Origin of the sequence: Vogesella sp. (assembly GCF_046297735.1) — a bacterium.
In the GTDB taxonomy this organism is placed as follows: Bacteria; Pseudomonadota; Gammaproteobacteria; order Burkholderiales; family Chromobacteriaceae; genus Vogesella; species Vogesella urethralis.
In genome coordinates, this window is record NZ_JBKBHK010000006.1 from 72501 (window position 1) to 86935 (window position 14435).

The window sequence follows — 14435 nt, forward strand, 5'->3', positions numbered from 1 at the left end:
CATCAGGAGCCACCCGTGCGTCGTGTGATTAGCCTTTGCCTGTTGTTGCTGGCCAGCGCCCACGCGGCCGAGCCGATTCGTGTCGGGCTGTCAGGCCCGTTCAGCGGCGGCTCGTCACCAATGGGGCTGTCGATGCGCAACGGTATCCGGCTAGCAGTGGAAGACATCAACGCCAAAGGCGGCGTGCTGGGGCGGCCAATACAGCTGGTGGAACGCGACGATCGTGGCCGGCCCGAGCTGGGCCTGCGCATTGCAAGCGAGTTGATCGACAAGCAGCGCGTGGTGGCCACCGTCGGCTTTGCCAACAGCGGCGTGGCGCTGGCGTCGCAAATACGCTATCAGCAAGCACGTATTCCGGCCATCACTGCCGTCGCCACCGCTCATCTGATTACCCAGCAGTTCGCACCGCCGCGGCATGCGGCCAACTATGTGTTCCGCGTCGCGGCATCGGACAGCCTGCAGGCACCGTTGATCGTTCGCGAGGCGCAGCGACGCGGCTTTACCCGGCTGGCTGTCTTGAGCGATAACAGCAATTATGGCCGTCTAGGGCAGCAGAGCCTGCTCAAGGCACTGAAGCAAGCCGGGTTGAAGGCAGTGAGCATCAGCCAGTTCCATAACGGCGAACTGGACATGAGCGTCCATCTGAACAAGGCCCGCGCCGCCGGCGCGCAGTGCATTCTGACCTATACCATCGGCCCGGAACTGGCACAAATCGCCAATACGCTGGCGCAGATGGAGTGGCGGGTACCGATGATTGGCAGCTGGACGCTGTCGATGTCCAACTTCATTGATAACGCCGGCCCCAACGCCGTAGGCGCACGCATGGTGCAGACCTTTATCCAGGATGGCACGACGCCAGCACGCTTGCAGTTCATCAACCGCTATCTGCGTGCCAACGGCGGCTTACGCATCCCGTCCCCACCTTCGGCGGCACAAGGCTACGACAGCATGCTGCTGCTGGCGGCCGCCATCCGCCAGGCAGGCAGCACCGACGGCCCGGCCATCCGCCAGGCACTGGAAAACCTGAAGCAGCCCGTAGCCGGCCTGATTACCACCTATCGCAAACCGTTCTCGGCCACCGACCACGAAGCCATCGAACTGGACGTGCCGGTAATCGGCGAGGTACGGCAGCAACAGGTGATGTACGCTTACCCGCAAGACCGCCAGCGTCTGCCCTGAGCAGGGTCATGACGTGGCACAAAAGCAAACACCCTGCTTGCAAGCAAGCAGGGTGTGCGGGCAGCACAGCAAAGTTGGCCGCGGTATCAGCGACGCTCTTGCGTCTGCAAGTAGGCTTCCAGCGCGTGGCCAGCGGACAGGATATGAAAACGCAGAAAGTCAGCCGCTTCGTCGGCAGCGCCCTTGCGGCACAAGTCCAGCAGCTTGCTGTGCTCTTCGTGCGCCCGCTCCATGGTGCGGGTAAACAGAATCTGCATGCGGGTATAGCGATCGGTCTTGTTGTGTAGCTGCTCGATCAGCGCCAGCGTATTGGGACGCTTGGCAGCACGGTACAGCGCCAGATGGAAACGCGAGTTCAACTCGCCCCAGTGGCGGATGTCGTTGCTGGTCAAGGCCTGTTCAAACTCGCGCAGGGTAGCTTCGGCGGCATCGTGGTCTGCCGCCACCTGACAGGGGATGGCCGCACGCAGCAGTTCGCTTTCCAGCATGGCGCGGATTTCCAGCAGCTCCAGCACGTCGTCCAGCGACAGCTTGGACACCAGCGCACCCTTGTGGTCGATGATCTGGATCAGGCCTTCGGCTTCCAGCTGGCGCAGCGCCTCGCGCACCGGCACGCGGCTGACGCCGTATTCGTTGGACAGCGCTTCCTGGCGCAACTGCTGCCCGTCGGCAAACTCGCCCGAAAGAATGCGCTGGCGCAAGGATTCGGTCACGGCACTGGTGAGGGTTTGTCGTTTGATGGGCTGCATTGTGGTCATGGTCAGGTTCTGGCTATCGGATACATGCAAATGTATTCGATTATACGGTGAATTACGCTTGCGACAAGCTATTACAGATTCGGGACACCCGTTTAGCAGAAATGCATAGCAAAGCGTTACAAACACGCACACAAGCGCCAGACTGCCCCCAACCTAGCCGGCAGTAACGGCCATTTTGATAAAGAAAAAGCCCTGCTTGCATGGCAAGCAGGGCTTGATCTGGGGTGGATGATGGGGCTCGAACCCACGACAACAGGAATCACAATCCTGGACTCTACCAACTGAGCTACATCCACCGCTGAGCGGTGTGCCTGCCGTCTGTGATGACGACACGCCAAATTGTGGGGTGGATGATGGGGCTCGAACCCACGACAACAGGAATCACAATCCTGGACTCTACCAACTGAGCTACATCCACCACTGAAATACTGCGTACTGCACCCACATTGCGACTGGCGCGCCCGACAGGAATCGAACCCGTAACCCCCGGCTTAGAAGGCCGGTGCTCTATCCGGTTGAGCTACGGACGCTCTATCGGTGTGGCTGTGGTCGGGGCGGTGGGATTCGAACTCACGACCCTCTGCTCCCAAAGCAGATGCGCTACCAGGCTGCGCTACGCCCCGACGACAGGAGGCGAACTATACAGCCCGCCCTACCCCCTGTCAACAACAATTGCCAAAAATCTGCATGGTTTTTTGCGGCTGCCGGGCTACCTGCAAAAACGACAGCAGAAACGCCTGCGTCATCGCCCTGCTGCACTGCAAAAAGAAAGCGGCTCAAACCCTTGAAACCATTGAGCAAGCACCCTAAAAAATGAGAAAATCCCGCCTTCGTTTCTCTATTACCTTAATGGTGGACTGCAGCATGGCGGCACAACTCATCGACGGCAAGGCCGTTGCCGAAACCCTGATCAACCGCGTACGCGAAGGCGTGGACGCCCGTCTGGCAGCCGGCAAGCGCGCGCCGGCCCTGGCGGTGATTCTGGTAGGCGACGACCCGGCATCCGGCATCTACGTCAACAACAAGAAGCGCTCTTGCGAAAAAGCCGGTGTGCGCTCGCTGTCGTACGAACTGCCGGGCAGCACCCGCCAGGAAGAACTGCTGGCCATCATCGACCAGCTGAACGCCGACGACAGCGTGGACGGCATTCTGGTGCAGCTGCCGCTGCCGAAGCAGATCGACCCGCAACTGGTGATCGAACGCATCAACCCCAAAAAGGACGTGGACGGCTTCCACCCCTACAATATGGGCCGCCTGGCCATCAAGATGCCGCAACTGCGCCCGTGCACCCCGCGCGGCGTGATGACGCTGCTGGAAGAGTACGGCATCGACCCGAAAGGCAAGAACGTGGTGATCGTCGGCGCCTCCAACATCGTTGGCCGCCCGCAAGCCCTGGAAATGCTGCTGGCCCGCGCCACCGTGACCGTGTGCCATAGTGCTACTGCCGATCTGGCCGGTGAGGTTGGCCGCGCCGACATCGTGGTTGCCGCCGTCGGCATCCCCAACTTCGTGAAAGCCGCCTGGCTGAAGCCGGGTGCCGTGGTGATCGACGTGGGCATCAACCGTCTGGATAGCGGCAAGATCTGCGGCGACGTCGAATTCGACGCTGCCCGCGAAGTGGCCAGCTACATCACCCCGGTACCGGGCGGCGTCGGTCCGATGACCATTGCCACCCTGTTGCAGAACACGCTGGATTCGGCCAATCTCAACGCCTGACGCAGACACCCCAAGCCGCACGCCGCCGTCTGTCGTTACAGCCGGCGGCGTTTTTCATCTGCCCCCAACAAAATCTACAGACAAAGAGTCAAACCATGAGTAACCGTCATTCTGCCACCCTGCTGATCAGCTGCCCGGACAGCCACGGCCTGGTAGCAGCCATTGCCAACTTCCTGCTGACCTACAACGCCAACATCCTGCACGCCGACCAGCACCAGGACCCAGTGGAAAACCTGTTCCTGATGCGCGTGCAATGGGACCTGAACGGCTTTAGCCTGCCGATGGACAGCTTCGACGCGGCCTTTGCCCCGATCGCCGAAAAGCACAATATGCAGTGGCAGGTGTCGCTGTCGGTACGCAAGCCGCGTATGGCGATTTTTGTCTCCAAGTACGAGCACTGCCTGGTCGACCTGCTGCACCGCCACAGCATTGGCGAGCTGGACTGCGACATCCCGCTGATCATTTCCAATCACGACGACTGCCGCCGCCTGGCCGAATTTCACGGCATCCCGTTCCATGTGATCAACGTCACCAAGGAAAACAAGGCCGAAGCCGAAGCGCAGCAATGGGCATTGCTGGAAGAAGCCGGCGTCGACCTGATCGTACTGGCACGTTACATGCAGGTGCTGTCGCAGAAATTCGTTGAGCGCTACCCGCACCGCGTCATCAACATCCACCACAGCTTCCTGCCGGCTTTCGACGGCGCCAAACCTTACCACCGCGCCTTTGCCCGCGGCGTGAAGCTAATCGGCGCGACCAGCCACTACGTCACCGAAATCCTGGACGACGGCCCGATCATCGAGCAAGAAGTGACGCGCATTTCGCACCGTGACGACGTGGACGACCTGATCCAGAAAGGCCGCGACCTGGAGCGCATCGTGCTGTCGCGTGCCGTGCGCTGGCACCTGGAAAACCGCATCCTGGCCTACAACAACAAGACCGTGATCTTCGACTAAGCATGAATGTGCCGCTCATCCACGACGCCATCGACCTGCTGCGCCTGCGTACAGCGCCGCTGGCGCAATACCAGTACCCGTTGCCTCATTTGCTGGCAGCCTTTGCCGCGCTGGGGGTGATGACCGCCGCCGCGGCGCACGCCGACGGCGCTAGTGGCCAGCCGTTGGCCATGTCGCTGTTTTTCACACTGTACGTGCTGATGGAAACCACGCTGTACGCCATCTTCATGCGCTGGTGGCTGCAGCGCGCCGGCTACCGCCTTGAGTTGCCGCTGATCGGTTTGGTAACAGCCGCCAATATGATCAAGCTGCTGGACCCGCTCGCCAGCTGGCTACCGGACGACGTTGGCCGCGGTCTCACCATGGCGCTAAGCGCCTTTGGTCTGTTCATCATCGTACGGGCGCTGTCGCAGCTGAGCGGTGCCAGCGTGCTACGGGTACTGGGTGGCACGCTATTGTTCGCCCCGGCAGGCGTCCTGCTGATGGCGTCAGTGGTTAGCGTTGCTGCCAGCGTCGGCGTCAGCCTGCTCCCTGCCGAGGTGATGCAAGCCATCGCCAACGGCGGCTAAGTAGTCGCTGCGAACGGTTCAGGGCTCCTCCTGCGCTGGCGCCGCCAGCGCGGCGGCCAGGCTGGCATGCACCTGCTTGGCCGCAAACGGGCTTTGCCACATGGCGTGAAACACACCATCGCGGTACAAAGCGAAAGCTGGTAGCTGGAACAACTCGAAACGGTTCGCCAGTGCTTGGCTTTGCGCGACGTCGACGTACCACAGGTCAATAGCGTCCGCGGCCAACCATTGCGGCAGCTGAGCCTGCCAGCCACGGCAAGCGCCGCAATGCGGTTGGCCGAACATCACCAAGCCGATACCGCACGTAGCGGCCAGGCGGGCGTCAAAATCGAACTCGTCCAGCGTTTGCCAGGCCCGCATCAATCTACCTTGGCGATATAACGGGCCAGTTGCAGGAAGGCACGCACCGCTTCACTCTTAGGGCCTTCCTCACCACGCAGCTTGGCATAGCGCCGCAGAATGGCACGCGACTCGATATGAATGTCCATCGTGCTGTCGGGCGAATCCACCACCGTCATGCGCGCCCCGCCCTCCTGCAAACGTGCCTGGCCCTGGGCAATGCACAGATACACCTTGTGCGCGTTGTGCTGGGTGATGTGGTCGAAGAGGTACAACATGGAGTTGATACGCAAACCGGTTTGTTCGCGAATCTGGCGCAGCAACGCCTGCGAGCGCAGTTCACCGCGCAGGGATACACCGCCAGGCAAGGTAAAACGACCACTGGCAGGGGCCGTCATCAAGACGCCGTCGGGCAGCTCGATGATGGCGGTGGCACGACGCGGCAGGTCTGGCGACAGGCGCGTCTCAAAACGGGGCGCTCGATTAAAGCTCATAACGATAAATACCACTCAAAAATAGATACAACTCAATTAGTTGGCCGCGATTGTAATCAGTCGGGCCAAGCGGCGGCAAATGCCAGCCAGATGAAATGCTGGCCAGCCTTGGCTTTTGCCCGCTATTGGGTACAATCGCCGGCCCGCCTCGGCCGACACCAGCAAACAAGAGACACCACCATGAACCACGCCCCGAATGCCACCCCGCCAGCCCGCGTAGCCATCGTCGGCGGCGGACCCGCTGGCCTTATGGCCGCCGAAACGCTGCTGCAAGCCGGCGTAGCGGTAGACGTCTTCGACGCCATGCCGTCGCCCGGGCGCAAGTTCCTGCTGGCCGGCGTCGGCGGCATGAACATTACCCATAGCGAAGCGCAGGACGCGTTCTATCGTCGCTATGGCCCGCGCCAGGCCGCGCTGGCACCCATGCTGGATGCGTTCAACGCTGACGCGCTGCGTGCCTGGGTACACGGGCTGGGCATTGAAACGTTTGTCGGCAGTTCGGGCAAGGTGTTTCCGCGCGAGATGAAAGCCGCGCCGCTGCTGCGCGCATGGCTGGCACGCTTGCGCGAAGCCGGCATGCAGCTTCACGTGCGCCATCGCTGGACGGGCTGGTACGCCGATGGCAGCCTGCGCTTTGCCACCCCGGACGGGGAGGCCTGCTGGCAGGGCGATGCCGTCATCCTGGCACTGGGCGGTGGCAGCTGGGCCAAGCTCGGGTCGGATGGCCGCTGGCTACCGCTACTGGCCGAGCGCGGCGTTGACATCGCCCCGCTGCAGCCCGCCAACTGCGGCTTCGAACGGCCGTGGAGCGAACACTTTGCCACCAAGTTTGCCGGCGCTGCGCTAAAAGGCGTCACGCTGTCGTTCGTGGACGCCTGCGGCCAACCTTGCAGCCGCCGCGGCGAATTCGTGCTGACGGCCAGCGGTGTGGAAGGCAACCTGATCTATGCCTTCAGCGCCGCCATCCGCGACGCCATCGCGCGCGACGGCCAGGCCACGGTCTGGCTGGACCTGCTGCCCGACCGCAGCCCGGAACGCCTGCTGGCCGAGCTGCAACGCGGCCGGGGCGCCGCCTCGCTGGCCAACCACCTGCGCAAGCAATGCGGGCTGGACGGTGCCAAGGCCGGCCTGCTGCGCGAATTACTGGACAAGGACAGCTTTACCGACATGGCCACACTGGCCAAGGCCATCAAGGCACTACCACTGACGCTGTACGCCACACGCCCCATCGATGAAGCCATCAGTACCGCCGGCGGAGTCCGCTTTGAAGCAATGAGTGAAAGTGGCATGTTGCAGGCACTGCCAGGCGTCTTCTGTGCGGGGGAAATGCTGGACTGGGAGGCGCCGACCGGCGGCTATCTGTTAACCGCCTGCTTTGCCAGCGGCCGCGCAGCGGGGATGGCGGCACTGCAGTGGTTGGCAGAACAGCACTAAAACAAGGCCGCCAGGGCAAGGCCAGCCTTGCGACCTAATCAGCGGTGGCAAGCAGCGTATCCAGCGGGGTGTGATAATGCTGGCGGTAGAAGCGATCAAGCACCCCTTGACGACGCAAGTCTCGCGCTTCTCTGTCAAGCGCTTGGGCAAACACGCCCAGACCCGGCCTGACGACTACCGGCTGCGCCATGGCAGCAGCTGCCGGATGCAGGGCACGCAATTGCATGCGAATGTTTTGTGGCAAGGCATGGTCGACAAAGCGTTCATCATCAAACACAACGCTTACCCTGCCGCGAACCAGCAAGGTAAACACGGCCTCGGCATCGAACGCCTTTACCCGCTCCCAATCACGTTTTAGTGCAAGACGATCCGGGTAGCGATAGAACTGCCCCCATCCTACGCGCTGACCGCTGAACTGCGCCAGATCCTGGAAAGCGCGGTGCGGCGACTGGTAAGGTACAAAAGCCGTCAGCACCCAGAACACCATAGGCTCGCGGGTAAGCAACCAGCCTTCCAGCTGTTCTTTGCTGGGCGTGAATGCCAACGCATCCACCATGCCGGCTGCGGCCAACCTGCGACAACTGGGCAAGGACAAAAACTGGAACGATGGCTGCAGACCGGCCTGCTGCGCCGCACGCGTTATCCACTGCGCCGCCATGCCGGTAACGTCACCATTGCTGTTGCGAAACAGAAATGGCGGCCAGGATTCTGCGCAGATTTTCACTGGCTCGGCCTGGGCAAGCGGCAGCAGCAAGGCACCCGGTACGAAACCGGCAAGCCATCTAAAAGGAAAAGCCCGCAAGTTCAGCCTCCTGCCAAAGCATCGACACTCGCAGTCTGCACGATGCTGGCATGACGCAGCAAGAAAAACAGCGTGAAGCCCGCACGCACACCACTCAGGAAGACGCAGGCAACTTCAACTTCAGCACATGACGCTTGTCGAGTTCCAGTGCTGATAATGCCGCAGCGTAATGTTGACGGAACAAACGTTGGCGCAAGCCGCTGGCTTGCGCCTGTTGCAAGGCAAGCTGCAGGCTGCGTTGCAATTCCGGACGCCGGGGTGACACATAAAAGTAACAATCCTGCGCGTACACCAGCATGATGCCGCGGGCGGGCACCAAACCGGCATGATGATCACGCTCCGTCTCTATCTCGATGACACTTCTGGGAAAGTAATGCATGCCACGACCACCTTGGGCAACGAGACGATACAACTCGGGTACCGACAAGCGCTGCGGCGAAACCGGCAGGCCGTTGTACTGCCAGATGGCAATATCGGCCCAGCCATGGGCCATGGCAGCCACTTTGCCGCTTTGCTGCACATCCTGTAGCGAGCGGTAAGCGACATACTCGTTAGCGTACTTGGGCGGTACCATCAGCACACGACGACCCATCATGCCTTCGGTAAGCGGTACGTCTACCCGCAAAAACTGCTTATCGCGCTGCGCAGTACGGACAAACCAGTGCAAATCCAGCTTGCCTTGCTGCAGCAGCAGTTCGGCACGGGCATTGGGCATCTCCTGCAGCGGCTGCAGCCGCACCGGGCTGCCAGCCGCAGACATGGCTGCGCCAAGCAAGCCATGAAAGTAGGCCTCGCCTTGCGTAGCACGCGACATCACACGCAACACCATGTCGTCGGCGTGCACCCACGCAGACCACCACAACACACACCATCCGATTAACAGGTACATGCGCGCCCTCCCCGCCTGATCACACTATAGCTATCCGGCAGCAAACCGAAGGACAAGATAGCGGTCAGCACAGGTGACGGCAATAGCCGGCCTTACGGTTGGCAGGCTCCTTATTTGACAAACAGGGTACCGGGGTCGAAACCGACGCGAATGGCCCCCCAGTGGCGGCCACCAATCATCACCGGTAGCGCGATCTCGGACAGAATCTCGCCGGTATCACGCATATAGGTCTGCAACAGGAACGGGTGTTTGTTGCGCGCCGATTTCAGGCCGGTCGGATCGTTGAAAATGCGCTTGTCGCGACTATTGACCAAATCCTGCTGCGGGTTACCAGTGGCAGGCTTGGAGTAAAAACTGTTGTGGGTAGGTGCGTACCCGTTATTGTCCACCAGCAAGCAGAAACGACCACCTTGTACCTGCTCCACCACGCGGTCGTAAACGTGCTGTAGTTGCTGCTCAAGACGCGCATCGTAGCTGGTGTGGTATTTGGCTGGCAGAGTACCGGGAATGGGCTGGTAACGCTGATCGAAGATGTCACAGCCTTGCTGCTGAGCCTGCTCCAACACCTGTACCAGCGTCTGCAGCGCCTGGCGAGCGTGCGCGATGGTTTCATCCAGCACCCCCTCACCCAATACAAAACGCGCAACCAGCTCTTGCACCTCCTCGGCAGCACCCGAGAGCTTGACGGAGTCTTGCTCGGACTGCTTCAGGTTGACCGAGACATCATCACTGAGCTTGCTGATCTGGGCTACGTTGGCCGCAATCTGCTGGTTGGCACTAGCAAATTCGTTCATGGTACTGGCGATCTGCGCCATGCGGCCCGCGGTGTTTTCGAAGTCGCCCATCATGCGGCCAAAGTGGTGCGAAGATCGATCCACCACTTCACGCGCCTCTCCGGTATCACGGGTAATGATGGCAGTTTCATCCTTGGTGTTCTGCACCAGGCTCAGCATGCCATCGATATTGCCGCTGATTTCGTCGGTAGCCACCTTTACCCGTTCGGCCAGCTTGCGCACCTCATCTGCCACCACGGCAAAGCCGCGACCGGCCTCACCTGCACGCGCAGCTTCGATGGCTGCATTCAACGCCAACAGGTTGGTTTGTTCTGAAACATCCTTGATCAAGTCGGCAATGGTCTTGATGCTGGCAGAGCGGCGGTTGAGCTCGTCCACCGTACCGTTGAAGGTATTGACCCGCTCACTGACACCGCCGATTTTCTGTGCCGCGTCCTGCAGCTCAGCATAAGAGGCACGCGCCACTTCCAGATTATGCAAAGTGTTGGCCGAAATCTGCTGCGTATCGCTGGATACCTGGATCACCCCTTCCGTGGAACGGGCACTGGCGCTGCTAACCTGCCCAGCCAACGCCGCTTGCTCACTGGCGCTGCCTACCGACAGGGTAATATTCTTGCGGGTCCGCGCCGAATCCATCGCAATGCGCATGGTCATGGTGCGCACATTGCTGATGATCTCGCGCATCTTTTTCAGAAACACGTTATACGACAGCGACAGATCGCGAATCTCGTCGTAGGTAATGGTAGGAATCTCGCGCGACAGGTCGCCCTCACCGGCGCCGATCTCACGGAAAATATTGATGATCATCTGTAGCGGCCGCACGATCAGATAGCGCAAGTACCAGACCATGAAGGCGATGAACAGCAGCGATACTGCCCAGATGCCAAACGACCAGTAGATAGTCCGGTCCAGCAGCGCGTGCACCTGCGCCAGCATGTCTGCATTTAATTGCTGAGCACTAACCAGAGTGCGGATTTCTTCCAGCGAGAGGTAAACGTAAGCGATGAGTATCAACTGGAACAAGCTGATGAAGAAGAAACTGCACAGCTTCTTGGTAAGAGAGTTCCAGAATGTTTTTTCGATGAGGAAGTAAGTCTTCCAGAACCAGTCCATCGCGTGCTCTCCTCTCGTTTTTATCGGCTTGGGGCGTGATTTGGCCGTATTTATATATAGTATCTACAAATAAATGCAATTACTATTCAATCTCTGTTGATAGTTATCAATACTCAAACTCGTCTTTGCCACTGTAGCCAGTACTCGTCAGGTGCAAAAACCGGTAAGGAGTGTGAAAGCGGTAGCTGCTTTTGCAGCATAAAGTACGGAGCGAGAATTTGCTGCAAGGCTTCAAGTGACATGCCGAAAGGTGGCCCTTTAGCTTGAGTACGCAAGAAGAAATAACCCGCCAACACCCCCCCGGGCGCCACAAGCCTGGCCATCCGCTCGGCATATGCCACAGCCAGTTTGGGTGGCAACGCGCACAAAAACGCTCGCTCGTAAACCCAGCCCCACTGACCATCTACCGCAGTGCCGAAAAAATCGGCTTCCAGGATACGATCAGCTAGCGCAGGAAATGCCTGCCGCGCCCGCGCAACCGCCTGGGCACTGAAATCAAACGCTACCGCATCGGCACCCTGTTGCTGCAGCCAAGCGAGTTCATAGGCAGTACCACAGCCGGGAATCAACACGCGCAGGCTTGGGCTGGCTTGCAGCAAGGCTTGCGCCTGAACCTCAAACCCCTCGGGCAAGCCTTCGCTATCCCAGGGCGTGACCTTGTTTTGGTAGCGAACATCCCAAAAGTCCGCCTTGCTACTGTCTTGTGCCATGCTGCTGCCTTGGTTCGATCAAGCGATGAACATAGCATTTTATAGCTTGCCATCTCAAGAAACCGCCACGACAGCGCGGTTATCTGTAACAAATCTGTGGCAGACACCACGCTGCGGCCAACACGCAGTCACTGACCTTGCGCTACGCTGGCCATGAAAGCATGCAGTTGCTGCGGCCAACTTGGCAGCGACACCTCCAGCAACGTTTGTCTACCAGCACAAGACAGCGGTAGCAGGCGGCGGCCATCTTGAAGATAAGGCTGCCCCAGCAGCAGATGGCGCCCGTCTGGCAAGGTAAAGCGGGCTTGCTCGCTATCACCTTGCCCTGCAATGTCCAGATGCCCCTGCAGTGGCTTAACGACCGCCAGCCACACCCTGCGCACCGGCAAGCGTGCCCAACTGGCGGCTTTTTGCGCCTCGCTCATCTCGGCCCAGAAGCTGATTTCGGCAAAGGTACGGGCGCAACCCAGGCAAACGTCGTCGCCGATGGCGGTGGAACACACCCCGATGCACGGGGTATCAGGCGGACTGGTTAGCGATGACATGTAACAATAAATTCACGTTTCTTGACGAATAACGCCATATGATTGATAAATAAATTTAACTAATAGTTCACACAACACACACCATGCAACGCGACGAAGCACTGATCTACCGCATCCTGAAGATGCTGCGCAGCCGGGCTCCCGCCAGCCTGGAAGAAACCCGCATCCTGCACCATCTGCAACCCGCCGGCCACAGCGAGCACGTACGCGAACAGCTGGATTACCTGCTGCGTGCCGGCATGCTCAAGCGCGTCGTGATCGCCAAAAACCGCCCGGCCTACCAGCTGGACTGGCCCGGCTACGACTACCTCGACGGCGCCTGAGTGCCCGCCTACCGGCAAACAACAAAGCCACCGCACGCGGTGGCTCTGTTGCCTTGACTAAGCGACCGGCAACATAGCAGAAAGCTGCCGTCGCGTCAGCCGCTTACCCCTGCGCAGGCTGGCGGGCCAGCCAGGCCTGCACCGACGGGCGCTGCCACTGCCGGCGTGCGTAATCGGCCAGCCTGTCCGGCACCGCGTCACCATTATTGACCAAACGCAGCAGCATCACAGCCAGGTCGGTATCGGCAATGCACCAATCGCCGAACAGGTTGGCCGCACCATCAGCCAGGCAGGCTTCTGCCACGCGGATCAGCTTGGCGGCCGCGCGCTGGCCAGCCTCGTCCAGCGGCGTGGACACTGGCCGCAGGAACACCACTTCGGTATTGCGCTGCTCGCGCAGCGGCAGCAGATCGCTACGCAGCCAGGCCTGGACCTGTCGCGCACGCGCCCGCTGCTGCTCGTCCTGCGGATACACAGCGGCATACGCCGGCGCGGGGTAACGCGCCTCCAGGTACTCGGCAATCGCCGACGACTCCGACAGCCGGAAATCCCCGTCAACCAGCAACGGCACCCTGGCCGTCAATGAAGCGTTGGCATAGTCGGGCAGCAGGTTGTCACCAGCGTCCAGGTCTACGCCATGGCAGGCAAAGGGCAGCCCCTTCTCGTGCAGCACCACGAATGCCGACAAGGCATATGGGCTGAGAAAGCGCTGATCGACGTACAGTTGCAGGTTTTCCATGTGATCTCCAGACAAAGGATGGCGTTAGCAAGTCTAATAAAATTGGCTAGTTAAGAGTCTAGGGCCTGTCATATCAGCTGAAAATCGATGATTTCTCGCCATTTCCGTTAGTATCACTTACATGAATAGCCTACCGCCCCTCTCCGCACTGCGCAGCTTCGAGGCCGTCGCCCGCTTGGGTAGCGTCAGCCGTGCTGCCGATGAACTGTGCATCACCCACTCCGCCGTCAGCCAGCAGCTCAAATTGCTGGAAAGCCAGCTGGCGATCTCGCTGTTCAGCAAGGTTGGCCGCAAGCTGCAGCTGAGCGAGGCCGGGCGCACCTACGCGCTGAAAGTGCGGGTGACGCTGGCCGAGCTGGCCGACGCTACCCGCCAGCTGCAACAACCGCTGGCGCCACAGCAGTCGCTGGTACTGGCGGTGCTGCCGTCCTTTGCGCAGCAATGGTTGCTGCCACGGCTGCCCGCGTTCCGGCAACGCTTTCCGCATTACCGCGTCACCCTGCACGCCAGCCTGGATATCCAGCCGCTGGCCTACGGCCAGATCGATATGGGCATTCGCATGGGGCGTGGCGGCTGGCAAGGGCTGCAGCAGGAAGAATTGCTGCAGGAACAGCTGGTGGTGGTGGCTGCGCCCCACTTTCTGGGTGGGCGGCTGCCGCAGAGCCCGGCGCAGATCGTAGCCAGCCCCATCGTGCACACGGTGGAATCATGGCATGGCTGGTGCCAGCTGGCGCAGGTGGCCGAGCCGCCCGCCGGCTCGCTGTGGATTAACGACAGCAACCTGCTGCTGGCTGCCGTGCTGCAAGGCGAAGGTGCGGCGCTGATGCGCTACAGCCTGGTGGCACGCTACCTGGCGGATGGCCGCCTGCGCCAGCTCAGCCCGCTGAGCGTGCCACACCCGTCGTCGCTCTGGCTGGTCTGGCCGCAGCATCCGCAGCTTAGCCGCAAGCAGGCCGACTTTCGCGACTGGCTGCACCAGGAAATGGCCGCTTACCGGCAAAGCCTGCCCGCCTGGCTGAACCTGGGCTGAAAAGCAAAAAAGCCACCCGCGAACGGATGGCTTTTTTGTGAATTG

The 14435-nt window shown here is 60.5% G+C and carries 16 protein-coding genes and 4 tRNA genes; 7 read left to right on the forward strand and 13 right to left on the reverse strand.

The genetic code is table 11. The features are described from left to right. Positions 1–15 precede the first annotated feature (15 nt). Positions 16–1179, forward strand: coding sequence for an ABC transporter substrate-binding protein (locus tag ACK4FZ_RS09335; protein WP_409820168.1), 1164 nt, complete (start codon positions 16–18; stop codon positions 1177–1179). A gap of 86 nt (positions 1180–1265) precedes the next feature. Here the strand turns inward: ACK4FZ_RS09335 and ACK4FZ_RS09340 are convergent, their stop codons facing one another. The 5 genes from ACK4FZ_RS09340 to ACK4FZ_RS09360 all read right to left on the reverse strand — a co-directional run bounded on the left by ACK4FZ_RS09340 (position 1266) and on the right by ACK4FZ_RS09360 (position 2560). Then, positions 1266–1937 (reverse strand): GntR family transcriptional regulator, encoded by a 672-nt coding sequence (locus ACK4FZ_RS09340; RefSeq protein WP_409820171.1) that lies wholly within the window; start codon positions 1935–1937, stop codon positions 1266–1268. 220 nt (positions 1938–2157) lie between these two features. After that, positions 2158–2233: transfer RNA gene (locus tag ACK4FZ_RS09345), tRNA-His, on the reverse strand. Positions 2234–2279: 46 nt separating this feature from the next. Next, a tRNA-His gene (locus tag ACK4FZ_RS09350) sits at positions 2280–2355 on the reverse strand. A gap of 35 nt (positions 2356–2390) precedes the next feature. After that, positions 2391–2467, reverse strand: a tRNA-Arg gene (locus ACK4FZ_RS09355). A gap of 16 nt (positions 2468–2483) precedes the next feature. Then, a tRNA-Pro gene (locus tag ACK4FZ_RS09360) sits at positions 2484–2560 on the reverse strand. Positions 2561–2801: 241 nt separating this feature from the next. Here ACK4FZ_RS09360 and folD point away from each other — a divergent pair. The 3 genes from folD (at position 2802) to ACK4FZ_RS09375 (ending at position 5178) form a co-directional block, all read left to right on the forward strand. Further along, positions 2802–3653 (forward strand): bifunctional methylenetetrahydrofolate dehydrogenase/methenyltetrahydrofolate cyclohydrolase FolD, encoded by an 852-nt coding sequence (folD, locus tag ACK4FZ_RS09365; protein ID WP_409820174.1) that lies wholly within the window; start codon positions 2802–2804, stop codon positions 3651–3653. 95 nt (positions 3654–3748) lie between these two features. Further along, positions 3749–4609: a formyltetrahydrofolate deformylase gene (purU, locus tag ACK4FZ_RS09370; RefSeq protein WP_409820177.1), complete on the forward strand. Its 861-nt coding sequence runs from the start codon at positions 3749–3751 to the stop codon at positions 4607–4609. A 2-nt stretch (positions 4610–4611) separates the two neighbouring features. Further along, positions 4612–5178, forward strand: a complete 567-nt coding sequence (locus ACK4FZ_RS09375; protein WP_409820179.1) for a hypothetical protein — start codon at positions 4612–4614, stop codon at positions 5176–5178. A gap of 18 nt (positions 5179–5196) precedes the next feature. Here ACK4FZ_RS09375 and ACK4FZ_RS09380 read toward each other — a convergent pair whose 3' ends face one another. Both ACK4FZ_RS09380 and ACK4FZ_RS09385 read right to left on the reverse strand, forming a co-directional pair. Beyond that, complete coding sequence (locus ACK4FZ_RS09380) at positions 5197–5538, reverse strand: thioredoxin family protein (RefSeq protein WP_409820181.1); 342 nt, start codon at positions 5536–5538, stop codon at positions 5197–5199. After that, positions 5538–6011, reverse strand: a complete 474-nt coding sequence (locus ACK4FZ_RS09385) for an NUDIX domain-containing protein (RefSeq protein ID WP_409820183.1) — start codon at positions 6009–6011, stop codon at positions 5538–5540. The genes ACK4FZ_RS09380 and ACK4FZ_RS09385 overlap by 1 nt, the downstream gene beginning before the upstream one ends. A 180-nt stretch (positions 6012–6191) precedes the next feature. Between ACK4FZ_RS09385 and ACK4FZ_RS09390 the strand changes: the two genes are divergently transcribed. Next, a complete protein-coding gene (locus ACK4FZ_RS09390) occupies positions 6192–7445 on the forward strand; it encodes a TIGR03862 family flavoprotein (protein ID WP_409820185.1) in 1254 nt (417 codons plus the stop codon). 34 nt (positions 7446–7479) lie between these two features. Here ACK4FZ_RS09390 and ACK4FZ_RS09395 read toward each other — a convergent pair whose 3' ends face one another. From ACK4FZ_RS09395 to ACK4FZ_RS09415, 5 genes are all read right to left on the reverse strand, one after another. Further along, on the reverse strand, positions 7480–8169 hold the full coding sequence (locus ACK4FZ_RS09395) for a substrate-binding periplasmic protein (RefSeq protein WP_409820420.1): 690 nt from the start codon (positions 8167–8169) through the stop codon (positions 7480–7482). A 172-nt stretch (positions 8170–8341) separates the two neighbouring features. Further along, the gene (locus tag ACK4FZ_RS09400; RefSeq protein WP_409820187.1) at positions 8342–9136 is read right to left on the reverse strand and encodes a hypothetical protein; all 795 of its coding nucleotides are present in this window, start codon (positions 9134–9136) and stop codon (positions 8342–8344) included. Between the two features lie 110 nt (positions 9137–9246). Next, entirely contained in the window at positions 9247–11043 is a 1797-nt protein-coding gene (locus ACK4FZ_RS09405; protein WP_409820189.1) for a methyl-accepting chemotaxis protein, read from the reverse strand. A 113-nt stretch (positions 11044–11156) separates the two neighbouring features. Beyond that, the gene (locus tag ACK4FZ_RS09410) at positions 11157–11753 is read right to left on the reverse strand and encodes a methyltransferase domain-containing protein (RefSeq protein WP_409820191.1); all 597 of its coding nucleotides are present in this window, start codon (positions 11751–11753) and stop codon (positions 11157–11159) included. Between the two features lie 128 nt (positions 11754–11881). Then, positions 11882–12298: a DUF1289 domain-containing protein gene (locus ACK4FZ_RS09415; protein ID WP_409820194.1), complete on the reverse strand. Its 417-nt coding sequence runs from the start codon at positions 12296–12298 to the stop codon at positions 11882–11884. Positions 12299–12381: 83 nt separating this feature from the next. Here ACK4FZ_RS09415 and ACK4FZ_RS09420 point away from each other — a divergent pair, with 83 nt between their 5' ends. After that, positions 12382–12621, forward strand: coding sequence for a hypothetical protein (locus ACK4FZ_RS09420; RefSeq protein WP_409820197.1), 240 nt, complete (start codon positions 12382–12384; stop codon positions 12619–12621). A 103-nt stretch (positions 12622–12724) separates the two neighbouring features. Here ACK4FZ_RS09420 and yfcF read toward each other — a convergent pair whose 3' ends face one another. Next, complete coding sequence (yfcF, locus tag ACK4FZ_RS09425; RefSeq protein ID WP_409820200.1) at positions 12725–13360, reverse strand: glutathione transferase; 636 nt, start codon at positions 13358–13360, stop codon at positions 12725–12727. Between the two features lie 121 nt (positions 13361–13481). On the opposite strand from yfcF, the gene ACK4FZ_RS09430 reads away from it, so the two are divergent. Next, the gene (locus ACK4FZ_RS09430) at positions 13482–14390 is read left to right on the forward strand and encodes a LysR substrate-binding domain-containing protein (protein WP_409820201.1); all 909 of its coding nucleotides are present in this window, start codon (positions 13482–13484) and stop codon (positions 14388–14390) included. The last annotated feature ends 45 nt before the right edge of the window (positions 14391–14435 follow it).